General features: G+C 63.9%; 23 protein-coding genes. 13 read left to right on the top strand and 10 right to left on the bottom strand.

The genetic code is table 11. The features are described 5' to 3' along the window. Nucleotides 1-65: 65 nt before the first annotated feature. From CDE01S_RS08250 to CDE01S_RS08235, 4 genes are read left to right on the top strand one after another with little or no spacing between them, the layout of a single operon-like run. The gene (locus CDE01S_RS08250; protein ID WP_066705802.1) at nt 66-539 is read left to right on the top strand and encodes a phasin family protein; all 474 of its coding nucleotides are present in this window, start codon (nt 66-68) and stop codon (nt 537-539) included. A 1-nt stretch (nt 540) separates the two neighbouring features. Beyond that, nucleotides 541-1,227 carry a TetR/AcrR family transcriptional regulator gene (locus tag CDE01S_RS08245; RefSeq protein ID WP_066705800.1) on the top strand — a complete coding sequence of 229 codons (687 nt, stop codon included), beginning with the start codon at nt 541-543 and terminating at the stop codon, nt 1,225-1,227. After that, the gene (locus CDE01S_RS08240) at nt 1,224-1,478 is read left to right on the top strand and encodes an acyl-CoA-binding protein (RefSeq protein ID WP_066705795.1); all 255 of its coding nucleotides are present in this window, start codon (nt 1,224-1,226) and stop codon (nt 1,476-1,478) included. Before CDE01S_RS08245 ends, CDE01S_RS08240 begins: the two co-directional genes overlap by 4 nt. A gap of 10 nt (nt 1,479-1,488) precedes the next feature. Continuing rightward, entirely contained in the window at nt 1,489-1,815 is a 327-nt protein-coding gene (locus tag CDE01S_RS08235) for a DUF1840 domain-containing protein (protein WP_066705793.1), read from the top strand. A 138-nt stretch (nt 1,816-1,953) separates the two neighbouring features. Here the strand turns inward: CDE01S_RS08235 and CDE01S_RS08230 are convergent, their stop codons facing one another. From CDE01S_RS08230 to CDE01S_RS08190, 9 genes are all read right to left on the bottom strand, one after another. Next, a complete protein-coding gene (locus tag CDE01S_RS08230) occupies nt 1,954-2,970 on the bottom strand; it encodes a Bug family tripartite tricarboxylate transporter substrate binding protein (RefSeq protein WP_066705791.1) in 1,017 nt (338 codons plus the stop codon). Nucleotides 2,971-3,100: 130 nt separating this feature from the next. Continuing rightward, the gene (locus CDE01S_RS08225) at nt 3,101-4,078 is read right to left on the bottom strand and encodes a tripartite tricarboxylate transporter substrate-binding protein (RefSeq protein WP_066705790.1); all 978 of its coding nucleotides are present in this window, start codon (nt 4,076-4,078) and stop codon (nt 3,101-3,103) included. Nucleotides 4,079-4,156: 78 nt separating this feature from the next. Beyond that, nucleotides 4,157-5,431, bottom strand: a complete 1,275-nt coding sequence (locus CDE01S_RS08220) for a phenylacetate--CoA ligase family protein (RefSeq protein ID WP_066705789.1) — start codon at nt 5,429-5,431, stop codon at nt 4,157-4,159. 136 nt (nt 5,432-5,567) lie between these two features. Next, nucleotides 5,568-6,377, bottom strand: a complete 810-nt coding sequence (locus CDE01S_RS08215; protein WP_066705788.1) for an ABC transporter ATP-binding protein — start codon at nt 6,375-6,377, stop codon at nt 5,568-5,570. Nucleotides 6,378-6,548: 171 nt separating this feature from the next. Then, entirely contained in the window at nt 6,549-7,877 is a 1,329-nt protein-coding gene (locus tag CDE01S_RS08210) for an ABC transporter substrate-binding protein (protein ID WP_066705787.1), read from the bottom strand. A 57-nt stretch (nt 7,878-7,934) separates the two neighbouring features. After that, nucleotides 7,935-8,999, bottom strand: coding sequence for a branched-chain amino acid ABC transporter permease (locus CDE01S_RS08205; protein WP_066705786.1), 1,065 nt, complete (start codon nt 8,997-8,999; stop codon nt 7,935-7,937). Nucleotides 9,000-9,010: 11 nt separating this feature from the next. Continuing rightward, entirely contained in the window at nt 9,011-9,940 is a 930-nt protein-coding gene (locus tag CDE01S_RS08200; RefSeq protein ID WP_066705785.1) for a branched-chain amino acid ABC transporter permease, read from the bottom strand. Nucleotides 9,941-9,958: 18 nt separating this feature from the next. Next, on the bottom strand, nt 9,959-10,744 hold the full coding sequence (locus CDE01S_RS08195) for an ABC transporter ATP-binding protein (protein WP_066705783.1): 786 nt from the start codon (nt 10,742-10,744) through the stop codon (nt 9,959-9,961). A gap of 11 nt (nt 10,745-10,755) precedes the next feature. Next, the gene (locus CDE01S_RS08190) at nt 10,756-12,690 is read right to left on the bottom strand and encodes an AMP-dependent synthetase/ligase (protein WP_066705781.1); all 1,935 of its coding nucleotides are present in this window, start codon (nt 12,688-12,690) and stop codon (nt 10,756-10,758) included. Nucleotides 12,691-12,852: 162 nt separating this feature from the next. Between CDE01S_RS08190 and CDE01S_RS08185 the strand changes: the two genes are divergently transcribed. From CDE01S_RS08185 to htpG, 3 genes are all read left to right on the top strand, one after another. Further along, nucleotides 12,853-13,563, top strand: a complete 711-nt coding sequence (locus tag CDE01S_RS08185; protein ID WP_066705779.1) for a Crp/Fnr family transcriptional regulator — start codon at nt 12,853-12,855, stop codon at nt 13,561-13,563. A 59-nt stretch (nt 13,564-13,622) separates the two neighbouring features. After that, the gene (locus CDE01S_RS08180) at nt 13,623-14,534 is read left to right on the top strand and encodes a pseudouridine synthase (protein ID WP_084382806.1); all 912 of its coding nucleotides are present in this window, start codon (nt 13,623-13,625) and stop codon (nt 14,532-14,534) included. 182 nt (nt 14,535-14,716) lie between these two features. Then, nucleotides 14,717-16,648: a molecular chaperone HtpG gene (gene htpG, locus CDE01S_RS08175; protein ID WP_066705777.1), complete on the top strand. Its 1,932-nt coding sequence runs from the start codon at nt 14,717-14,719 to the stop codon at nt 16,646-16,648. A 72-nt stretch (nt 16,649-16,720) separates the two neighbouring features. On the opposite strand, the gene CDE01S_RS08170 is transcribed toward htpG, so the two are convergent. Continuing rightward, nucleotides 16,721-17,602: a LysR substrate-binding domain-containing protein gene (locus CDE01S_RS08170; RefSeq protein ID WP_066705829.1), complete on the bottom strand. Its 882-nt coding sequence runs from the start codon at nt 17,600-17,602 to the stop codon at nt 16,721-16,723. A 170-nt stretch (nt 17,603-17,772) separates the two neighbouring features. On the opposite strand from CDE01S_RS08170, the gene phnC reads away from it, so the two are divergent. From phnC to CDE01S_RS08140, 6 genes are all read left to right on the top strand, one after another. Continuing rightward, nucleotides 17,773-18,615 carry a phosphonate ABC transporter ATP-binding protein gene (phnC, locus tag CDE01S_RS08165; RefSeq protein ID WP_066705775.1) on the top strand — a complete coding sequence of 281 codons (843 nt, stop codon included), beginning with the start codon at nt 17,773-17,775 and terminating at the stop codon, nt 18,613-18,615. Then, nucleotides 18,609-19,481 (top strand): phosphate/phosphite/phosphonate ABC transporter substrate-binding protein, encoded by an 873-nt coding sequence (gene phnD / locus CDE01S_RS08160; RefSeq protein WP_066705773.1) that lies wholly within the window; start codon nt 18,609-18,611, stop codon nt 19,479-19,481. The genes phnC and phnD overlap by 7 nt, the downstream gene beginning before the upstream one ends. After that, nucleotides 19,478-20,278: a phosphonate ABC transporter, permease protein PhnE gene (gene phnE, locus CDE01S_RS08155; RefSeq protein WP_066705771.1), complete on the top strand. Its 801-nt coding sequence runs from the start codon at nt 19,478-19,480 to the stop codon at nt 20,276-20,278. The genes phnD and phnE overlap by 4 nt, the downstream gene beginning before the upstream one ends. Continuing rightward, nucleotides 20,278-21,270, top strand: a complete 993-nt coding sequence (locus CDE01S_RS08150) for an NAD(P)-dependent oxidoreductase (protein WP_066705827.1) — start codon at nt 20,278-20,280, stop codon at nt 21,268-21,270. The genes phnE and CDE01S_RS08150 overlap by 1 nt, the downstream gene beginning before the upstream one ends. A gap of 302 nt (nt 21,271-21,572) precedes the next feature. Then, complete coding sequence (locus tag CDE01S_RS08145; RefSeq protein WP_066705769.1) at nt 21,573-22,343, top strand: ABC transporter ATP-binding protein; 771 nt, start codon at nt 21,573-21,575, stop codon at nt 22,341-22,343. 162 nt (nt 22,344-22,505) lie between these two features. Continuing rightward, nucleotides 22,506-23,222, top strand: a complete 717-nt coding sequence (locus CDE01S_RS08140; RefSeq protein ID WP_066705767.1) for an ABC transporter ATP-binding protein — start codon at nt 22,506-22,508, stop codon at nt 23,220-23,222. Nucleotides 23,223-23,244 lie beyond the last annotated feature (22 nt).

Below are 23,244 nucleotides of genomic sequence, written 5' to 3'. Positions count from 1 at the left end.
CCTACCCAAGCGGGCATACCAGGATTACAGTCCGAACATCCACCCACCACCGCAAGGAGCACCCGATGGCCAAGAAGCCCACACAGGCAGCCCAATCTGCCCGCACCGCCCCCCTTTTGCCGGACGCCATCAAGGACTCCGCCCATGAGATCTGGCTGGCTGGCCTGGCGGCCTTCAGCAAGGCGCAGCAGGAAGGCAGCAAGATGTTTGATGCGCTGGTACAGGAGGGGCTGACGATCCAACGCAAAACACAAAGCGCTGCGGAGGAGAAGATCAGCGCAGCGACACAGAAAATGAACCGCATGGCCGATGAGATCGGCACACGGGCCACCGGCCAATGGGACAAGCTGGAGTCCATCTTCGAAGACCGGGTTGCCCGCGCGCTGAAAAGCCTGGGCGTCCCCACCGCAGGAGAGGTGGATGCACTCGCCGCACGCCTGGCCGCGCTTGAAAAAGCGGCACAACCCCGCCCTGCTCGGACGGCATCCGTCAAAAAAGCCCCCGCACGCAAACGCCCCGCTGCACGCAAGACCTCCTGAGATGGCAAAGAAGGCGCCTCGTCGGACGGCGCAGCGCATTCAAGAAGCAGCACTGACGCTGTTCAACCGTTTCGGTGAACCCCATGTCTCAACGGCGCTGATCGCCAGCGAGGTCGGCATCAGCCCCGGCAATCTGCACTACCACTATCCGGCCAAGGACAAGCTGGTCGGCGCCCTGTTTGCGCAATACGAACAGGCCTTGGCCGAACTGCTCCCGGCGGGCGGCGGGGTACAGGACGTGGAAGACACCTGGTTCTTCATGCACAGCCTGTTCGAACTGGTTTGGCAATACCGATTTCTCTACCGCGACCTCAACGACCTGCTCAGCCGCAATCGTCTACTGGAAACCTCCATTCAGGTGTGCATGACAACCCAAGTTGACGCCATGCGCGCCATGTTGGAGAGCCTGCGCGCGGCCCATGTGCTTAACATTGACGAGCGCGAACTACCTGTCACGGCCAACTGCCTGATGGTGATCCTGACCTATTGGCTCAGCTTCGAGTACGTGCGCGATCCCCGCCATGCATTGGAGCCGGAAAATGGCCAAGTGGCTTTGCTGCGCGGCGCACAACATGCCCTCGGCCTGCTGGCTCCTTTTCTGGCGCCGTCGCAGCGCGCGCATTTATTGCAACTGCGGGATGCTTACACTACGACCTCTCTCCAACCATTTTTACCATCTGCATCATGAGTGATCTCCAAACCCGTTTCGAAGCTGCTGTCGCCAACTCCAAGAACCTGAGTGAGCGCCCTGACAACCCGACGCTGCTGAAGATCTACGCCTTGTACAAGCAGGCCACGACCGGTGACGTCGAAGGCGATCGCCCGGGCTTTTCGGACTTTGTCGGTCGCGCCAAATGGGATGCCTGGAATGGCCTCAAGGGCAAAACCGCCGAAGAAGCCATGCAGCTGTACATCGATCTGATCGAATCACTGAGCTGACCCCGACCCCATGCTCTACAAGTTCAAATCCCCGGCCGCAGCCGACCTGATCATGCTGGAGCCGCATGGCCGTCGCGTGTTGCAGATCATCGGCAAGCCGGTGGATGTGAAACAGGGCATCCTGCAGCCGGTTGACATGCCGGTTGCAGCTGCTGCGCTGGAGGCTGCCATCGTGCACGAAGAAGCACAGCGCAAGGCGGCCGAAGCCGAGGCCGCGGCGCGCGGCGAGGAGTTGCCACCCCAGGAAAGCATCTCGTTGCGCCAGCGCGCCGCCCCCTTCATCGAGATGCTGCGCCGCTGCGAAAAGGCGGACAAGGCAATCGTCTGGGGCGTCTGAATTGACTCACCCCCAGGCTACACGCACCTGAGAGACCTCATCGGGAAACGCCGTGGAACCGGCTTCGCTGGGCCACTGGCGTTGTCCCATCGAGGGGAAGCGGCGTCGGCCGCCCAGGGGGGCCTCCAATTAAGGGGGTTAATCCACCTTCGCCCCAGAGTCCTTGACGACCTTCGCCCACTTCTTGTGTTCGGCGTCAATCAGCTTGGCGAATTCGGTCGGCGTGTTCCCGCTGGGAATAGCCCCCTGCGCCAGCAGTTTCTCCTTGATCGCCGGGGTGTTGAGTGACTTGGCCACTTCCTGCTGAATGCGGTTGACAATGTCCTGCGGCGTGCCTGCGGGCGCGAGCAGGCCGAACCAGCTGCTCGCCTCGAAGCCCTTGAGATGCCCCGCCTCCTCCACCGTCGGCACATCCGGCAAGGCCGCCGAGCGCTGGGAGCTGGTCACGGCCAGCGCCTTGAGCTTGCCAGCCTTGATCTGCGCCATGCTGGAGGGCAGGTTGTCGAACATCACATCCATGTTGCCGGCCACCATGTCCAGCAAGGCCGGGCCGGAGCCGCGGTAGGGGATATGGGTCATGAAGATGCCGGTCATGGACTTGAACAGCTCGCCCGCCAGATGGATTGACGTGCCGTTGCCGCTGGAGGCCATGTTGAGCTTGCCCGGGTTGGCTTTGGCGTACTTGATGAAATCGGCCACGGTGTTGATGCCCAGCGCCTTGGCCTTGTCGGCATTCATCTCCATCACATTGGGCACGGCAGCCACCAGCGTGATCGGCACGAAATCCTTTTGCGGGTCATAGGGCAGCTTGGCGTACAGCGCCTTGTTGATGCCGTGCGTGCCGACCGTTCCCATCAGCAAGGTATAGCCGTCTCCCGGCGACTTGGCCACGATGTCCGCGCCGACATTGCCACCCGCCCCGGCGCGGTTGTCCACCACGAACTGCTGGCCGAAGGCCTTTGAGAGTTCGGGTGCTACCGCGCGCGCCAGAATGTCGGTGGTCCCGCCCGGTGCAAACGGCACAACGATACGCACCGGCTTGTTCGGCCAGCCACTTTGCGCCAGACTGGAGCCAGCTATCAAAAAGTGAGCTGCCCCCGCAATCAAGGCAAGGGAAAGACGGCGATTTTTCTTGAAACTGTCGAAAGCAGGCATACAACATCTCCGGTTGGTCTTTGCTTTCCAGTGTAGACAGCCTCGTAGCCCTTGTGTCCTAGGGTTTGTCTCCAGAGCGACCATGAAAAAAGCCACCCGAAGGTGGCTTTTGCATGGACGTTGAGACAGATCAATCGGCATAGACGCCGGCCGCCTTGATCACCGGACCCCACTTGGCGATTTCTGCCAGCACGAACTTCTTGTGTTCTGCCGGTTCAACGCGCTTGTCGGTCACCACCACGGCACCCAGGCCCTCCTGCTTCTTGATGAACTCGGGATCCTTCAACGCGGCCTTGAGCGCCGTGTTGATCTTGGCCAGCACATCCGCCGGCGTGCCCTTGGGGGCGTACAGGCCGTGCCAGATGCTGACATCAAAGCCCTTCAGGCCGGACTCCTGCAGCGTCGGCAGGTCTTTCAGTGCCGGCGTAGTCAGGCGCTTGGCCGTGGTCACGGCAAAGGCCTTCACCTTCTTGCCCTCAATCTGCGACGTGGTGTTGGTGGTCTGGTCGCACAGCAGATCGATCTGGCCGCCAATCAGGTCGGTGATGGCCGGCGCCGTGCCCTTGTACGGCACCGTGGTCATGTCGATGCCCAGCGCGTTCTGGAACATCAGGCCGCACAGATGCGAAGCGGCGCCCAGGCCGGCATTGCCCAGGTTGATCTTGCCCTTGTTGGCGTTGATCCAGACAGACAGTTCCTTGTAGTTGTTGGCCGGCAGGCTGGGCCGGCCGATCAGGGTCATGGGGACTTCATTGACCATGCCCAGGAACTCGAAATCATTCTCGACCGAGTAGGGCAGCTTGCGATACAGCGCGGGGCTGGTCGCCATGCCGATATGGTGCAGGAACAGGGTGTGGCCGTCCGGTGCGGCCTTGGCGACCTTGTTGGCGCCGATGGTGCCACCGGCACCTGCTGCGTTGTCCACCAGGATGCTCGCGCCACCCAGCGGCTTGCGCATGGCTTCAGCCAGGTCACGGGCCACGCGGTCGGTCGGGCCGCCGGCCGAGAACGGCACCACGATGGTGATCGGCTTGGCGCCGGGGAAGGCCGTTTGCGCGTGGACTGCGAACGCCGTCACGGCGGCGGCAAGAATCAGCAAGCGTTTCATAAGGACTCCTTCTCAGAATAATGCCGAAAGTTTAATCGCTCGCTTTCGGCTCGCTCAGTGGGAACTACGTAGACCGGCCTATTTGTAGCTGCGCGCGTCCTCAATCACCTTGCCATCGTTCGGCAGGCTGTCCGGCAGCACCAGCTCCACCTCGCCACGCAGCTTGGTCACATCGCGGATCACCTGGCCAATGCGTGCCACCAGTCCGTCTGGCGCATCACCGCGCGTCTCCACTTTCAGGGTCATGGCGTCGTTGGCCATTTCACCCGTCACCACCAGCCGGGCCCGGCCCACCTCGGGAAAACGTTTGACGATCTCGGCCACCTGGCCCGGGTGCACGAACATGCCACGCACCTTGGTGGTCTGATCAGCCCGCCCCATCCAGCCGCGGATGCGGGTGTTGGTGCGCCCCGTGGGGCACGCGCCGGGCAGCGTGGCAGACAGATCACCGGTGCCGAAACGGATCAGCGGGTAGTCCGGATTGAGCACCGTCACCACCACCTCGCCCACCTCGCCCTCGGCCACGGGGTCGCCCGTGCCCGGGCGCACAATCTCCAGAATCACCCCTTCGTCGAGCACCAGCCCCTCGCGGGCCGACGTTTCGTAGGCAATCAGGCCCACATCCGCCGTGGCATAACACTGGTAGCCGGTGATGCCGCGCTCGGCGAACCAGTCACGCAAGCTGGGCGGGAAAGCCTCCCCGCTGACCATGGCCTTGGTAAACGAGAGACGGACGCCCGACTCCTGTGCCTTCTCGACCAGGATCTTCAGAAAACTCGGCGTGCCGGCATAGGCCACCGGCTGCAAGTCGGCCATGGCCGCCAACTGCTGCTCGGTATTGCCCACGCCACCCGGGAACACGGTGCAACCCAGCGCCTGTGCCCCGGCCTCCATGATCCAGGCGCCCGGCGTGAGGTGGTAGCTGAAGCAGTTGTGCACCAGATCGCCGGCCTCGAAGCCGGCCGCCGCAAAGGCGCGCGCACTCCGCCAGTAGTCCGCCGCATGGCCCTCGGGCTCGTAGATCGGGCCAGGCGACTGGTAGACCCGGCGCGCACCGCTGTTGCGCAACAAGCCGTGCCAGCCGACAGCCGCAAAGCCGCCAAACGGATCACGCCCCGGCACTTGCGCCCGTGCCGCCTGCTGGCGCTCCAGCAGCTCATGCTTGCGCGTCACCGGCAGCCTGGCCAACGCCGCCCGGCTGTTCACCCCCGCCGCATCAACGCCGCGCAGGATTTCCGCCAACGCCGGCGCCGCCTGCTGCGCCCGCGCCACATGGCCCGGCAGCGCAGCCATCAGCGCCGCTTCCCGCTGTGCCGGATCGCGCGTCTCCAGCGCATCGTAATGTTTGCTCATCTTTGTCTTCCCTGTGCAGCAACTCTGCCGTGCATGAAACGGTCGAATCGAGGAACGCCGTGGAACCGGCTTTGCCGGGCCACTGGCGTTGCCCCCTTGAGGGGGAGGCGGCCGAAGGCCGCTTCGGGGGGAAGCGTCATGCCAACCAGCGCTTGCGCCGCTTGTAGCTCTTCACGTCGCGGAAGCTCTTGCGCTCGCCACCTCCGACGCCGAGGTAGAACTCCTTCACGTCCTCGTTGTTGGCCAGCTCATTGGCGATGCCGTCCATCACGACGCGCCCCGACTCCATGATGTAGCCGTAGTCGGCGTACTTCAGCGCCATGTTGGTGTTCTGCTCGGCCAGCAGGAAGGTGACCTTTTCCTTCTGGTTCAGGTCCTTCACGATCTCGAACACTTCCTCCACGATCTGCGGCGCCAGCCCCATGGACGGCTCATCCAGCAGCACCATGCTCGGGTTGGCCATCAGCGCGCGGCCGATGGCGCACATCTGCTGCTCGCCACCCGAGGTATAGGCCGCCTGCGAGGCACGGCGCGTCTTCAGGCGCGGGAAATAGTTGTAGACCTTCTCCAGGTTGGCCGCGATCTCGGCCTTGCTTTTGCGCGTGTAGGCGCCCGTCAGCAGGTTTTCCTCGATCGTCAGGTGGGCGAAGCAGTGGCGCCCCTCCATCACCTGCACCACACCACGCTGCACCAGATCGGCCGGCGACAGGTTCTCGATACGTTCGCCTCGCAATTCGATCGATCCTTTGGTGACCTCGCCACGCTCGCCCTGCAGCAGGTTGGAGACCGCGCGCAGCGTCGTGGTCTTGCCCGCGCCGTTGCCGCCCAGCAGGGCGACGATGCCGCCCTCGGGCACCTGCAGCGATACGCCCTTGAGCACCAGGATCACGTGGTTGTAGATGACCTCGATGCCGTTGACGTTGAGTAGTATGTTTCTGGAGTCCATGCGGATAGCCTTTACCTTTCCCAATCGAGAAGGCTGCTGCTGCAACCCTCTCGGTTGGGGGCTGCCTGCGCAGCCCTTGCCTTCAGTCCGAGGCCACTGGCGTCGTCCCCCTCCTTCCCGCACGCAGCGCGAGAGAAGGGGGAAGCCGTGCAGCTGCTCAGGGGGATGTCCTCAAGACTGGCAATCGCCGGCCGGACGACGGCTCATCTTCTTGTCAGACAGGTACTTGTCGGCGCCGGTCTTGACCATGGGCTTGATGATCTGCTCATCGGCCTGGTACCAGTCGGACGACATGTTCCACTTCTTGCCGTCCCAGGTATGGACGCGCGCCCAGGTCGAACCCATGTGGTCAGCACACGAAGTGCTCAGGGGGCGCATGACGCCGGCAAAACCCAGGGCGTCCAGACGTTTCTGGTCCAGCGCCAGGTTTTCCAGGCCCCAACGCACTTGCTCGCTGGTCATGACCTTGCCCTTGCCGAAACGCTCCTGCGCACGACGCACGGCTTCCACACCCAGCATCTGAATGATCACGCCGCGGGTGTACAGCACAGAACCCACCTCGTCCTTCGGACCGGTGCCGTGCCCTTTGGCATGCACATGCTTCAGGATGTCCTGAATCACCTTGGGTTCTTGGCCGGACGTGTTGAGCGCCAGTGCGTGGTAGCCCTTGGCCCCTTCACCCACGTCCTTGGCGTCCGGCTCGGCGCCAGCCCACCACACGCCATACATCTTGTCGCGCGGATAGCCGGTGGCCTGCGCTTCCTTGAGCGCCGTGGAGTTCATCACCCCCCAGCCCCACAGCAGCACATAGTCCGGACGGCTCTGGCGCACCTGCAGCCAGGTCGCCTTCTGCTCGACACCCGGGGCCGTCACCGGCAGCAGCTGCAGGTCGAAGCCATGCATCTTGGCGCGCTCCTGCAGCAGCGGAATCGGCTCCTTGCCAAAGGGGCTGTCGTGGTAGACCAGCGCCACCTTCTTGCCCTTGAGCTTGTCCACACCGCCCAGGCTCTTGCCGATGTGCTGGATCAGGATGTCGGCACCGGTCCAGTAGCTGCCCATCATCGGGAAGTTCCACTTGAAGGCCATGCCGTCCTGCGAGACGGACAGGCCATAACCCAGCGTCATCAGCGGCATCTTGTCGGCGGGGGCCTTCTCGGTCAGCGCGAAGGTGATGCCGGTGGACTGCGGATCGAACAGCGTCACACCCGGACGGCTCTTGAGGCGCTCATAACATTCCACGCCGCGGTCGGTGGCGTAGCCGGTCTCGCATTCCTCGAAGGTCAGCTTGACGCCGTTGATGCCGCCGTCGCGGGCATTGATCATCTTCAGATAGTCCTGCTTGCCATTGGCCCAGGGTGTACCGTTGGGCGCGTAAGGGCCGGTACGGTAGGACAGCAGCGGGAAGAACTGCTCCTTGGCCTGCGCAAAGGCGCCGGTGGCCAGGCTCGTCGTCCCGGCTGCCACGACGGCAGCGGCGATCACCAGTTTCGAAAGCTTCATGGTTGTCTCCTTTGGATGTAAGTGTTGAAGCACGGGAAATACCAGCGGACAAAGAACTCAGTACGGGAACGGCCACACACGCAGCTTCTGCTTGGCGGTGGACCACAGCTTGGCCAGACCATGCGGCTCCACGATCAGGAACCAGACGATCAGGCCGCCGAAGATCATCAGTTCGGCGTGTGAAACGTCGGCAGTTGAAATCTCGACACCGAACAGGCCAAACAGCGCCGGCAGGAACTGGTTGAGCAGGATGGGCAGCACCACGATGAAGGCGGCACCGAAGAAAGCACCCATGATGGAGCCCAGGCCGCCGATGATGACCATGAACAGCAGACGGAACGACACATCGACCGAAAACGCGGCCGGCTCCCAGGCACCCAGGTAGACAAAGGCCCACAAGGCGCCAGCCACACCGATGATGAAGGAGCTGACCGCGAAGGCGCTGAGCTTGGCGTACATGGGGCGGATGCCGATCACGGCGGCGGCCACGTCCATGTCGCGGATGGCCATCCACTCTCGGCCAATGGCGCCGCGCACGAGGTTCTTGGCCAGCAGGGCCATGACCACCAGGATCGCAAGGCAGAACCAGTATTTGCTCTGGGCGCTGTCGATCGGCAGGCCGAACACCTGCAGCGAGGAGACCGACACCGAGCCCGACGACGAATCATTCGTCAGCCACTTGATGCGCAGGAACATCCAGTCGCTGAAGAACTGCGCTGCCAGCGTGGCCACCGCCAGGTACAGGCCCTTGACGCGCAGGCTGGGCAGACCGAACAGGATGCCGAAGAAGGTGGCACACAGGCCACCGAGGATCAGGGCCGGGATCAGCGGCATGTCCGGCACGCGCACGAAGAAGTTGTAGGCGCCATAGGCCCCCACCGCCATGAAGGCCCCGGAGCCAAGCGAGATCTGGCCGCAATAGCCCACCAGCACATTCACGCCCAACGCCGCCAGCGACATGATCAGGATGGCGCGAAAGGTGTAGTCGCTCGCCAGCAGGGGCACTGCCACAAACGCTACCGCCAGCAGCAACAGGATGACCAGCCGGTCCTGCGCGATCGGGAAGATCTGCTGATCCGCCACATAGGACGTCTTGAATTGACCGTTTTCTCTGTAAAACATCTTTCAGCCTCTTACACGCGGTCAATAATTTTTTCGCCGAACAACCCTTGTGGCCGCACCAGCAGGAACAGCAACGCCAGCACGTAGGCAAACCAGATTTCAATGCCGCCGCCGACATACGGCCCGAGAAACACCTCGGACAACTTCTCGCCGACGCCGATGATCAGGCCGCCGATGATGGCGCCCGGCACCGAAGTCAGGCCACCCAGGATCACCACCGGCAAGGCACGCAGCGCCACCGTGGTGAGCGAGAACTGAACACCAAGCTTGGAGCCCCAGATCATTCCCGACACCAGTGCCACCACACCGGCCACGCACCAGACAATGACCCAGATGCGGTTGAGCGGGATGCCGATCGACTGTGCCGCCTGATGGTCGTCCGCCACCGCGCGCAGGGCGCGGCCGGTCGAGGTCTTCTGGAAAAACAGGCTGAGCGCCGCCACCAACGCAGCGGCAATCGCGGCCGCAATCACGTCTTCCTTGTTGACCAGAATGCCGCCCTCGAACATCGACTCCAGCACGAAGATCGGGTCCTTGGGCATGCCGACATCAATCTTGTAGATGTCGCTGCCGAACAGCGTCTGGCCCAGACCTTCCATGAAGTAGGTGATGCCCAGCGTGGCCATCAGCAGCGTCGCCGCCTCCTGGTTGACGAGATGGCGCAACACAAGGCGCTCAATCAGCCAGGCGACGACAAACATGACCACACCCGCCAGCACAAAGGCCGCGATATTGGCCACGATCGGGTTGTCGATGCCGGTCCAGCCGGGAATCCACTCGGCAAAACGCGCCATGGCCAGGGCCGCGAACAGCACCATGGCCCCTTGGGCAAAGTTGAAGACACCGGAGGCCTTGAAGATCAGCACAAAGCCCAGCGCCACCAGCGAATACAGCATGCCGGCCATCAGGCCGCCAAGCAGGGTTTCCGAGAAAAAAGCCATGTTGAAGTCCCTCTACGCTCAGTGGCTGGTGCCCAGGTAGGCCCGGATCACGTCTTCGTTGTTGCGCACCTCATCCGGCACGCCGTCACCGATCTTCTTGCCGTAGTCAAGCACCACGACGCGGTCGGAAATGTCCATCACCACGCCCATGTCGTGCTCGATCAGGACCACGGTGGTACCGAACTCGTCGTTCACATCGAGGATGAAGCGGCACATGTCCTGCTTCTCCTCCACGTTCATACCGGCCATCGGCTCATCCAGCAGCAGCACCTGCGGCTCCATCGCCAAGGCCCGCCCGAGGTCGACGCGCTTTTGCAGGCCGTAGGGCAACTGACCCACCGGCGTCTTGCGGTGCGCCTGAATCTCCAGGAAGTCGATGATGCGCTCCACCTGCTCGCGGTGACGGATCTCCTCCCGCTCAGCCGGCCCGATGCGCAGCGCCTGCAGCAGCAGGTTGCTCTTGATCTTCAGGTTGCGGCCGGACATGATGTTGTCAAGCACGCTCATGCCCTTGAACAGCGCCAGGTTCTGGAAGGTGCGCGCCACCCCCATCTCGGCCACCTGCCGGCTGTTCATGTGGTGGAAGGTCTGGCCGCGGAAGGTGATCGAGCCCTGCTGCGGCTGGTAGACGCCGTTGATGCAGTTGAGCATGGAGCTCTTGCCGGCACCATTGGGGCCGATGATGGCGCGGATCTCATGTTCGCGCACATTGAAGGAAATGTCGGTCAGCGCCTTGACGCCGCCGAAGGACAGGGAAATGTTCTGGACGTCCAGGATGACGTCGCCCATGGGCCGTTGTTTCATCTCGTCATTCCTCAGGCGGCCTTGGCTACGCTCGGGTAGCACGTCGCATCGCGAATCTGCAGCGTGGCTGAGACGACGCCGGTGCGGCCGTCCTCGAACTTCACCTGCGTTTCAATGAACTGCTCACTGCGTCCGGTGTAGAGCGCGTCGATCAGCACCGCATACTTGTCAGCGATGAAGCCGCGCCGCACCTTACGGGTACGGGTCAGTTCGTCGTCGTCCGGGTCCAGCTCCTTGTGTAGCACCAGGAAGCGGGCAATCTGGGTGTCGCTCATGCCCTCTTCGGCGGCCAGGTCGGCATTCACCTTGGCCACGCAGTCGGCCACCATGTCCAGCACTTGCTGCTTGGCGGCCAGATCGACATAACCACCATAGGGCAGCGCCTGGCGTTCGGCCCAGTTGCCCACCGCTTCGAAATCGATGTTGATGAAGGCGCAGACCTGGTCGCGCGCGTGGCCGAAGCACACTGCCTCCTTGATCTGCGGGAAGAACTTGAGCTTGTTTTCGATGTAGTTGGGCGCGAAGATGGCACCGCTGGCCAGCTTGCCGACGTCCTTGGCGCGGTCGATGATGTGCAGATGCCCGTCGTGGTCGATCACACCCGCGTCACCGGTGTGGAAGTAGCCCTGCTCATCGATCACCTCGGCGGTGGCATCGGGACGCTTGTAGTACTCCTTGAGCACCGAGACGCCGCGCACCAGCACTTCGCCGTTGTCTGCAATCTTGATCTCGATACCCGGCGCCGCCTCACCCACGCTGTTGAGCTTGACCCGGCCGTTCTTCTGGATACAGACGTAAGCGCAAGTCTCGGTCTGACCGTAGAGCTGCTTGAGGTTGATGCCGATGGAACGGTAGAAGCGGAACAGGTCCGGCCCGATGGCCGCGCCCGCCGTGTAGGCCACGCGGATGCGCGACAGGCCCAGCACGTTGCGCAGCGGCCCGTAGACCAGCACATTGCCCAAGGCATACAGCAGACGGTCCGTCAGCGGGACCGAGTGACCATCCAGGATCTCGGAACCGCAGCGGCGTGCCACCGCCATGAACTTCTGGTACAGCCAACGCTTCGGCGCCGCCGCATCTTCCATGCGGATCGACACCGACGTCAGCATGCTCTCGAACACGCGCGGCGGTGCGAAGTAATAACTCGGTCCGATCTCGCGCAGGTCGATGGAGACCGTGGCCGCCGACTCGGGGCAGTTGATGGTGAAGCCCGCCACCAGCCACTGCGCAATCGAGAACAGGTGATCGCCCACCCAGGCCGGCGGCAGGTAAGAGATGGTGTTGTCGTCGGGATTCAGGCCGTCCACCTCCACGCCACCGCGCGCCGAGTTGATGAAGCTGGCATGCGTCTGGCAGACGCCCTTGGGCCGCCCGGTGGTGCCGGAGGTGTAGAGGATCACGGACACGTCGGTCGGCTGCCCCTGCTCGACCGAGTCCTTGTAAAAAGCCGGATGCGCGCGTTCGTACTCGCGCCCCAGCTCGAACAGACGCTCGACACTGATCAGCCCGTCGTGTTTGTAGTTACGCAGACCGCGCGGGTCGTCATAGATGATGTGCTTCAGGCTGGGCACGGTTTCGCGCAGTTCCAGCAGCTTGTCCACCTGCTCCTGGTTCTCGGCAAACACGAATTCGATTTCGGCATTTTCCAGCACGAAGGCCATTTCACTGGCCACCGCATCCTGGTACATCGGCACCGGCACGCCGCGCAGGCTTTGCGCCACCAGAAAGGACAGGTAGAGGTGGGGCCGGTTGTCGCCGATGATGGCGAGGTTGTGCCCCGGCTGGAAGCCCAGCGCCGCCAGGCCGCAGCTCATCAGGCGCACGTCCTCAGCGGCACGCGCCCAGCTCCAGGTCTGCCAGATGCCGTACTCCTTCTCACGCAAAGCGGGCGCTTGCGGGCGCTCGGCGGCATGCTTGAGCAGGAGTCGCGGAAAAGTCGTCTGCATCCCAATTCCTTATCTACGTTTCTCGGCACGGCGCGCAGGCCATGCACTGACATGGCGCGAATAGTAGGCTTCAGTTTGACGTCATGTTGTCGTTCCGACGACAATCTAGGGTAGTCCCTAGGTGGTAATTTCCCTTGCCGTCTGCACCCACGCTTCACCCTGATGTCCCGCGACCCAACCCTGCACCAGCGCCGCCGCGCCCCCACCCCCGTCGAACTGGCCGGCATTCCCTGGCTGGCCTTGCTGACGCCAGCGGAACGAGAGATCGCGGTGGCCGACCTGAAAATCGGCGAAGCCCAGCCGGGTGATCTGGTCTGCCGCATCGGCCGCCCCGTCACCTACTGGTTCGGCGTCGTTGACGGCCTGTTGAAGATGAGCGGCGAAAACGCCGACGGCCAGACCCTCACCTTCGCCGGCCTGCCGCCCGGCGGCTGGTTCGGCGAGGGCACCGCCCTCAAGCGCGAGATCTACCGCTACAACGTGCAGACCTTGCGCAAAAGCCTGGTGGCCGGCCTGCCGGTGGACACCTTCCACCAACTGCTCGACCATTCGATCGGCTTCAACCGCTTTGTCATGAACCAGCTCAACGAGCGGCTGGCGCAGTTCATCGCCGCGCGCGAGATCGACCGCATGAACAACCCGGACCTGCGGGTGGCGCGCAGCCTGGCCGCCCTGTTCAACCCGGTGCTGTACCCCGGCGTGGGCGAGGTGCTGCGCATCACGCAGCAGGAGCTGGCCTACCTGGTGGGCCTGTCGCGCCAGCGGGTCAACGAAGCCCTGGCCGCACTGGAGGCCCAGGGCACGATCCGCGTCGAGTACGGCGGCCTGCGCGTGCTGGACCTGCCGGCGCTGCGCTCCCGCATGTTTTCATGACAAATCCGATTCCGGACCGCGTAAAATATGCGCAATAAGCTACTAAAACTATAGCAAACATGTCCGAACAAAATCCCCCCAACAAGTTCCGCCGCGCGGCCCCGCCGCCCGCGAAAGCGCCCATTCCTGCCGGCCAGACCAACACGGCGGCATACGGCGCCAACGGCACGGTGCGCTTGAACAAGCGCATGGCAGAACTCGGCATGGCTTCGCGCCGCGAGGCCGACGCCTGGATCGCTAAGGGCTGGGTCAAGGTCAATGGCAAGGTGGCCGAGATGGGCATGCAGGTCGCCCCGGACGTGGCGATCGAGATCGACCCCCAAGCCCGCGGCCAGCAGGCGACCCAGGTCACCATCCTGCTCAACAAGCCGATCGGCTACGTCAGCGGCCAGGCCGAGGACGGGCACGAGCCGGCCGTCGTGCTGATCCAGCCGCAGAACCGCTGGCGCGACGACAACGCCCGCTTCTTCTTCAACCCCTCGCAGCTGCGCGGCCTGGCACCGGCCGGCCGCCTGGACATCGACTCCACCGGCCTGCTGGTGCTGACGCAGGACGGCCGCGTGGCGCGCCAGCTCATCGGCGAAGACTCGGTGATGGAGAAGGAATACCTGGTGCGGGTGGTCTACACCGGCGCCGACCCGACGGCCGGCGCACCCACCCAGCTCTCGCGCATCGACGACGACCCGGTCAGCACCAATGTGCAGGCGGTCTTCCCGCCGGTCATGCTGGCGCGCCTGCGCCACGGCCTGAGCCTGGACGGCCAACCTCTGAAACCCGCCCAGGTGGAATGGCAAAACCCGGAGCAGCTGCGTTTTGTGCTGACCGAAGGCAAGAAGCGCCAGATCCGGCGCATGTGCGAACTGGTCGGCCTGAAAGTCGTGGGCCTGAAACGCGTTCGCATCGGGGGTGTCATGCTCGGCAACCTGCCGGTGGGGCAGTGGCGCTATCTGGCGCCGCACGAGAAGTTCTGACGACCTGACCGTCTGACGCTGCCTCGCTCTGCGCGGAGGAAGGCCCCGGCCCGCCCGCAGGGCTTTCCAGCCAACGCCACCTCAGGGTCTTGAAACCTAAAAGAGGCGCCCATAATTCGAAGGTTTGCGCGCACCACCCTTGGTGCCTCACCTTGTTTGAAACCCAAACTGTTGTCTTACCCATGAGCAAGAAAACCCATTCCTTCCAGGCCGAAGTAGCCCAGCTGCTGCACCTCGTCACCCACTCGCTCTATTCCAACAAGGAAATCTTCCTGCGGGAGCTGATCTCCAACGCGTCGGACGCCTGCGACAAGCTGCGCTTCGAGGCGCTGAACAACGCCGCGCTGTACGAGGATGCCCCGGAGCTGGCCGTGCGCGTGACCTTCGACAAGGCCGCCCGCACACTGACCATCACCGACAACGGTATCGGCATGAGCACGCAGGAAGCGATTGACCACCTCGGCACCATTGCCAAGAGCGGCACCAAAGACTTCATGAGTCGCCTCTCGGGCGACCAGAAAGCCAATGCCGCCGAGCAAGGCCAGTTGATCGGTCAGTTCGGCGTCGGCTTCTACTCCGGCTTCATCGTGGCCGACAAGATCACCGTGGAGTCGCGCCGCGCTGGCCTGAAGGCCGAGGAAGGCGTGCGCTGGATCAGCGGCGGCAGCGGCGACTTTGAGGTGGAGGCCATCACGCGCGCACAGCGCGGCACCAGCGTCATCCTGCACCTGCGTGACGATGCCGACGACTACCTCAACGGCTGGAAGGTCAAGAGCATCATCAACAAATACTCGGACCACATCTCTCTGCCCATTCTGATGCAGAAGGAAGAGTGGAAAGAAGGTGAAAACGACCAGCCGGGCGAGATGGTCACCACCGACGAGTGGGAAACCGTCAACAAGGCCAGCGCCCTGTGGACGCGGCCGAAGAAGGACGTTACGACCGAGCAGTACGAAGAGTTCTACAAACAGATCAGCCACGACTTTGAGGCGCCGCTGACCTGGAGCCACAACCGCGTGGAAGGCAGCACCGAGTACACCCAGCTGCTCTACATCCCGGCCAAGGCGCCGATGGACCTGTGGAACCGCGACAGACAAGGTGGCCTCAAGCTCTATGTGAAGCGCGTCTTCATCATGGACGACGCCGAAGCCCTGCTGCCCAGCTACCTGCGCTTCGTCAAAGGCGTGGTGGACTCGGCCGACCTGCCGCTCAACGTCAGCCGTGAACTGCTGCAGGAAAGCCGCGACGTGCGCGCCATCCGCGACGGCAACACCCGCCGCGTGCTCGGCCTGCTGGAAGACCTGGCCAAACATGACGTGCCGGCCGCCGACGCCAGCGACGAAGACAAGGCCAACGCCGGCAAGTACACCACCTTCTATGCCGAGTTCGGCAGCGTGCTGAAAGAAGGCCTGGGCGAGGACTTTGCCAACCGCGAGCGCCTGGCCAAGCTGCTGCGCTTTGCCAGCACCAGCAGCGACACCCCCAGCGTGAGCCTGGCGGACTACAAGGCCCGCATGAAAGAAGGCCAGGAAGCGATCTACTACATCACGGCCGAAACCCTGGCCGCAGCCAAGAACAGTCCGCAGCTCGAGGTGTTCAAGAAGAAGGGCATCGAGGTGCTGCTGATGACGGACCGCGTGGACGAGTGGGCGCTGAACTACCTGCAGGACTTCGACGGCACGCTGCTGCAGTCGGTCGCCAAGGGCGCGGTCGATCTGGGCAAGCTGCAGGACGAGGCTGAGAAGAAAGCGGCTGAAGAGGCCGCCGAAACCTTCAAGCCCACGCTGGCCAAACTGAAAGAAGCACTGAAGGACAAGGCTGAAGACGTGCGCGTCACCACCCGCCTGGTCGATTCACCGGCCTGCCTGGTGGTGCAGGACGGCGGCATGAGCACGCAACTGGCGCGCCTGCTAAAACAGGCCGGTCAAAAGGCCCCGGACAGCAAGCCGGTGCTGGAGGTCAACCCCGAGCATCCGCTGGTGAAGAAGCTCGACGGCTCGGTGCACTTCAACGAGCTGGCCCACATCCTATTCGACCAGGCCCTGCTGGCCGAAGGCGGCTTACCAGAAGACCCGGCGGCGTATGTGAAGCGGGTGAATGCCCTGCTTGTCTGAGCACCTGGCTGAGCGTCAACAGAGAAGCCGTCTTCGGGCGGCTTCTCCCTTTTGTATGCTCTTCTTTCACACCTAGTCGCCGCTCAGCCGCTCAGCCACATCGAAGAACGCAGCAATCAGCGGTGACTGACGACGCTCGCTGCGACAGATGATGTGGACCTGGGTCGCCATCGCGCTGTCGTGGAGCTGCAGCCGGACCAGCCGCGGATCAGAAATGTAGGCCGTCTCCGCGACGATGCCCAGGCCAAGCCCCTGCGCCACGGCTTCGCGAACCGCCTCACGGCTACCCATATCCAGTGCAGCGTGAACGCGAACCCCACGATCGGCGAGTTCCTGCTCGAACACCCGACGTGTGGTCGACCCCTCTTCCCGCATGACAAATCGTTGTCCATGCAGATCCTGCAGTGAGATCGCACCGCGTTGCGCCAGAGGATGGTCCGCACGGGCAAAGACCACCAGACGCTGTTTCCTGTAGGACATGCCATGCAGTTCGGGTACCTCCGCGTGGTTGAGCACCACGCCCACGTCGCCCTGGTAGTCAACGATCTTCGCCGTGATGGTTCTCGAGTCACCGACCCCCACCACCACACTGACCTGTGGATAGGCCTGGCCGAAGGCCTTGAGGATAGGGACAACGTTGTAAGGCCCGATGGCGTGGACCACCAGGCGGCCAACATAACAACTCTTGGCGGCCGCCAGCAACGCATGCGCGTCCTCTTCAGCGCTGAAGGCGCGCCGCGTGTGGTCCAGTAGCGCACGTCCGAAGGCCGTCAACTCCAGCCGACGGCCGCGTCGGTACAGCAGTTCGACGCCATATTCCTGCTCGAGTCGCTGAATGTGCGCCGACACCGTGGGCTGCTGCAGCCCGAGGACGCGGGCAGCCGCGGTCATGCTGCCCCAGCGGGCAGTGGCGTCGAAGGCCTTGAGTGCTGCGAGAAGACTGAGTCCTGACATAGATGCCATCTATAGATGCCGCGATTCTGAGACCGGCAAGTTTCATTTGGATGACATCTTGGCCCGGCAGACTGGCGCTGCATCCATACACAGGAGGCCGACGCGTCCTGGCTGCCCCGGCACAGAAGGGTCGGCTGGACGCACAGAAACCACCCACCGGAAAGCCGCCCATGACCTTGCCCACCCCAGCCCCTCTGCTGACACTGCGGAATGTTTCCGTCGCCTACCCGGACGGCCACCAGGCCTTGCACAACGCCAGCATGCAGGTGAAGCAAGGTGAGTTCCTGGTCCTGCTGGGTGCCTCCGGCGCCGGCAAGTCGACCCTGCTGCGCAGCATCAACGGCCTGGTACGCCCCACGGGCGGCGAAGTCCTGGCCTCGGACCTGCCCGCTGCTGCGCTGTCTGGCCGTAACCTGCGCGAGCACCGCCGCCGCTGCGGCATGGTGTTTCAACAGCACCATCTCATCGGCCGCCTGTCTGTACTGGCCAATGTCCTCATCGGCCGCGTCGCCAGCCGCAGCCTTCTGGGCTCGCTGCTGCCGTGGCGTCGGGAAGACAAGCTCGCAGCGCTGGCCGTCATCGAACGCGTGGGACTGCTCGACAAGGCGCTTGCGCGCGCCGACACGCTCTCCGGCGGGCAACAGCAACGCGTCGGCATTGCCCGTGCCTTGGTCCAGCGCCCCCGCCTGCTGCTGGCCGATGAACCGGTGGCCAGCCTCGACCCTGCCACGGCCGACACCGTACTCGCCCTGCTGCATGAAATCTGCAAGAACGATGGTCTCACCGCCATTGTCAGCCTGCATCAAGTCGCGCTGGCCCGCCGCTACGCGGATCGCATCATCGGCCTGCGGCAGGGCCGCATCGTCTTCGACGGCGAGCCCGTCGCCTTCAATGCCCCCGCCGAAGCACAGCTCTACGCCCCGCCATCCACGTCGTCAGAGCCAATCGCCGTAGACAGCGTCAGATCGACCCCTTCCCTCACTACCCAACCCAAGGAACTGCAACCATGCTGAACCGCCGCCTCGCCATCCGACTTCTCGCTGCCGCACCGCTGGCCGCCTCGCTGCCGCTGCACGCGCAGGGCAAAGACCCCGCCAAGCTGCGTGTCGCCCTGCTGCCCGACGAGAACGCCGCCAGCATCATCCAGAACGCCCAGCCGCTCAAACGCCACCTGGAGCAGACGCTGCGCAAGGACATCGAGATCACCGTCACGACCGACTACTCGTCCATGATTGAGGCCATGCGCTTCGGTCGTATCGAGGTAGCCTACTTCGGCCCCTTCTCCTATGTACTGGCCAAGTCCAAGGCGCCGACCATCGAGCCCTTCGCGGTCGGGGTCGAGCGCGGCTCGCCGACCTACCAGTCGGTGCTGATCGCGACCGCAGGCGGCCCAGTCAAGACCCTGGCAGACGTTCGCGGCAAACCCTTCGGCTTTGGCGACCAGGCCTCCACGTCCAGCCATCTGGCGCCGCGCGCACACCTGCTCAAGAAATACCAGCTCGACGGCGAGAAGGACTACCGCCCCGTCCACCTGGGAACCCACGACGCCGTGGCGCGCGCCGTTCAAGCGGGACAGGTTCCGGCCGGCGCCCTCTCCAAGCCCATTCTCGACAGCCTCATCTCTCGAGGCATCGTCGATGGCAGCCGGATCGTTCAGCTCGACCTTTCCGCCCCGATCCCGAACTACCCCGTCGTCATGCAGTCGGATCTCAACCCGGCCCTCAAGCAGGCGATCCGCACGGCCTTCCTCGACATGAAGGACAAGGACATCCTCAAGTCCTTCCGGGTGGAGGCATTCGCCCCCACAGACGACAAGGCCTACGACGTGCTGCGCGACACGGCATCCATCCTCAAACTGGAACTGGGCCGCATGAAATGAGTGCTCTGACTTTCGAAGCTGTTGTCGCGGCCGAGCGGCAGCGCCTGCTGCACCGGCTGGGCTTCGCAGCACTCATCCTCGCGGTCTGCGCCCTGGCGCTGCACATCACGGGCTTCTTCGACCTGCAGCGTTTCATCGAAGGGGCGCCTGCGATCCGGCAGCTCGGATCGGAGATGGTGCCCCCCAACTTCGACCGCTGGCAACTCTGGATCACACCGCTGCGCGACACCCTGGCCATGTCGATTGCCGGTACCGCCTTGACCGTCGTCCTGTCGCTGCCGCTGGCGCTGCTCGCCGCCCCCAACACCACGCCGCACCCGCTGCTCGGACGCTTGATGCGCGCCCTGCTGGCCGCCTTCCGCTCGGTGCCCGAAATCATCCTGGGCATCATCTTCGTCGCTGCGGTGGGTTTCGGCGCGCTGCCAGGCGTGCTCGCGCTGGCACTGCACTCCAGCGGGATGGTCGGCAAGTTCTATGCAGAGGCCATCGAGCACGTCGATCCCAAACCGCTGGAAGCCGCTCTGGCCGCCGGCGCGAGCCGCTTGCAGGTCATCCTCCATGCCGTGCTGCCTCAGGTGCTGCCGCAACTGGCGGACATCACCATCTACCGCTGGGAATACCACTTCCGGGCCTCGGCCGTGCTGGGCATCGTCGGGGCCGGCGGCATCGGCTTCGAGTTGATGGCTGCGCTGCGGCTGGTGCGCTACGACGAGGTCTCGGCCATTCTGCTGTCCGTACTGGCCTGCGTGCTGGTCGTCGACAGCATCGGTGCCGCCCTGAGGAAACGTCTGAAATGATGAGCGAGCTCTCAAAGCCCAAGATCGTCGTGACCCAGCCCATCCATGCCGAGGTGCTGGAGCGGCTCCAGGCCCACGGCCAAGTCGTGATGAACCCCGGGCCGCATCCCTGGACGGACGATGAACTCTTTGAACACCTCCGCGACGCCGACGGCCTGATGGTCTTCATGCCTGACCAGATCGACCGGCACGCCCTGCGGCACGCACCGCGGCTGCGGTCCCTGGCCTGCGCGCTGAAGGGGCACGACAACTTTGACCTGCGTGCCTGCGCCGAGGCCGGCGTCAGCGTGAGCTTCGTGCGCGACCTGTTGACCGAGCCTACCGCCGAACTCGCCATCGGGCTGGCCATTGCTGCGGCACGCCACATGCTGCCCGGCGACCACGCGGTACGCCAGGGCTACGACGGCTGGCGTCCCACGTTCTATGGCACCGGGCTGCACCAGTCTGTCGTGGCCATCGCCGGCCTGGGCGCCGTAGGACGCGCCATTGTGGACCGGCTCATGGGCTTTGGCTGCGCCGAACTGCTGGGCGTGGACCCGCATTCGCGGGACGCACGGGTGAAGCAGGTCGACCTGCCCACGGCCCTGCAGCGGGCCGACTACCTCATCCTCGCCGTGCCTTTGATGCCGCAGACGCGCCACGTGATCAACGAACAGGCACTTGCGCAGGTCCGGCCCGGCCAAATCCTTGTCAACATCGGGCGCGGCTCCGTGGTCGACGAAGCTGCCGTCGCCCGCGCCTTGGAGAACGGCCGCCTTGGCGCCTACGCCGCGGATGTCTACGAGATGGAAGACTGGCTGCTGCCAGACCGTCCCACACAGGTGCACCCTGGCTTGCTCACAAGCCGACGCACGGTTCTCACGCCCCATATAGGTTCTGCTGTAGGGCGCGTGCGCTTGGCCATCGAACTCCGCGCCGCCGACAACCTGCTGCAGGCCCTGCGCGGAGACAGCTTCAGCGATCTGGTGACGGCCGACGACTGGCAAATCTGACACAGCGCAGGCGGCGCTTGCGCCTTTCACGCTCGTCTTCTGCCCCATATCCTGTTCGACTAGGCTCTGCTGGCCGAAGGCGGGGTGCCGGAAGACCCGGCGGCGTATGTGAAGCGCGTCAATGTCTTGCTGGCCTGATAACCACCCGACTCAAAGAAGTCTGCACGGCCGACCGCAAACACGCGGTCGGCCGTGCGTCGTTTGGAGTCCCGGCCGACACAACACCTAAGACGTCATAGGTATTTTTTCATAGGTACTTACACCCATGGGGAAGCAGCAGGGCCTCGATAAGATGGCCCGCAATGAGCAACATCATTCTGCAAACGCACAAGCTGACCAAAGAGTTCAAGGGATTCACGGCCGTCAGCCAGGTCGACTTGGCCGTGGTGAGCGGCTCCATCCATGCGCTGATCGGGCCCAACGGCGCCGGCAAGACCACCTGCTTCAACCTGCTGACCAAATTCCTGGAGCCGACCAGCGGCAGCATCCTCTTCAACGGCATTGACATCACGCGCGAGCGTCCGGCGCAGATTGCGCGCCGCGGCATCATCCGCTCGTTCCAGATCTCCGCGGTGTTCCCCCATCTGACGCTGCTGGAGAACGTGCGCATTGCCTTGCAGCGCCAGCTCGGCACGGCCTACCACTTCTGGAAAAGCGAACGCACACTGGACCAGCTCAACGAGCGCGCGCTGGCGCTGCTGGCCGAGGTGGGCCTGGAGTCCTGGGCGCAGGAGTTGACGGTCAACCTGTCCTACGGCCACAAGCGCGCGCTGGAGATTGCCACCACCCTGGCCATGGAGCCGGAGCTGATGCTGCTGGACGAACCGACCCAGGGCATGGGCCACGAAGATGTGGACCGCGTCACCCAGCTGATCAAGAAAGTCTCGGCCGGCCGCACCATTTTGATGGTGGAGCACAACATGGGTGTGGTTTCCACCATTGCCGACACCATCACCGTGCTGCAACGTGGCGCCGTGCTGGCCGAAGGCCCGTATGCCGAAGTCTCGCGCAACCCGCAGGTGATGGAGGCCTATATGGGCACCACCGCGGGCGAGTTGCAGGGAGCGCATTGAGATGAAGCACCCCCTGAGCCGCTACGCGTCTCCCCCCTCTCTCGCCTGCGGCGGGAGGGGGGCGGCACCGACGGACCGGCTGAGCCGGTTCCGTGGTGCCCCTGGTCGGGGCCCCTTCATGGCCGCCGCAGCGTGCGCTGGCACTGTGAACCACTGAATCACATGACAACAACGACTCCCGCTCTCGAAATCAAAGACCTGCAGGCCTGGTATGGCGAATCGCACGTGCTGCACGGCGTGGACATGGTCGTGCGCCCCGGCGAGGTGGTCACGCTTCTGGGCCGCAATGGCGCCGGCCGCACCACCACCCTGCGCGCCATCATGGGCCTGACCGGCACCCGCCAGGGTTCGATCAGGATCAATGGCGTGGAGACCATCGAGCGGCCGACCCACCGCATCGCCCACCTGGGCGTCGGCTACTGCCCGGAAGAGCGCGGCATTTTTTCCAGCCTGTCATGCGAGGAAAACCTGTTGCTCCCGCCGCAGCTCAAGGGCACGCAGGGCGGCATGTCGATCGACGAGATCTACGCCATGTTCCCCAACCTGGCTGAGCGGCGCCACAGCCAGGGCACCCGGCTGTCCGGCGGCGAGCAGCAGATGCTGGCCGTGGCGCGCATCCTGCGCACGGGCGCACGGCTGTTGCTGCTGGATGAAATTTCAGAAGGCTTGGCACCTGTCATCGTGCAGGCCCTGGCGCGCATGATCGTCACGCTGCGCGAAAAGGGCTACACCGTGGTCATGGTGGAACAGAACTTCCGCTTCGCCGCACCGCTGGCCGACCGTTTTTATGTGATGGAGCACGGCCGCATGGTCGAACAGTTCCCGGCAGCCGAACTACAGGCCAAGATGCCGGTGCTCAACGCGTTGCTGGGCGTCTGACGCCACCCATCCACTTTCTCGC

The organism is Curvibacter delicatus NBRC 14919, from assembly GCF_001592265.1.
Classification (GTDB): Bacteria; Pseudomonadota; Gammaproteobacteria; order Burkholderiales; family Burkholderiaceae_C; genus Hylemonella; species Hylemonella delicata.
Note: the sequence above shows the minus strand (reverse complement) of the source record. Positions and strands in the feature narration are given on the sequence as shown.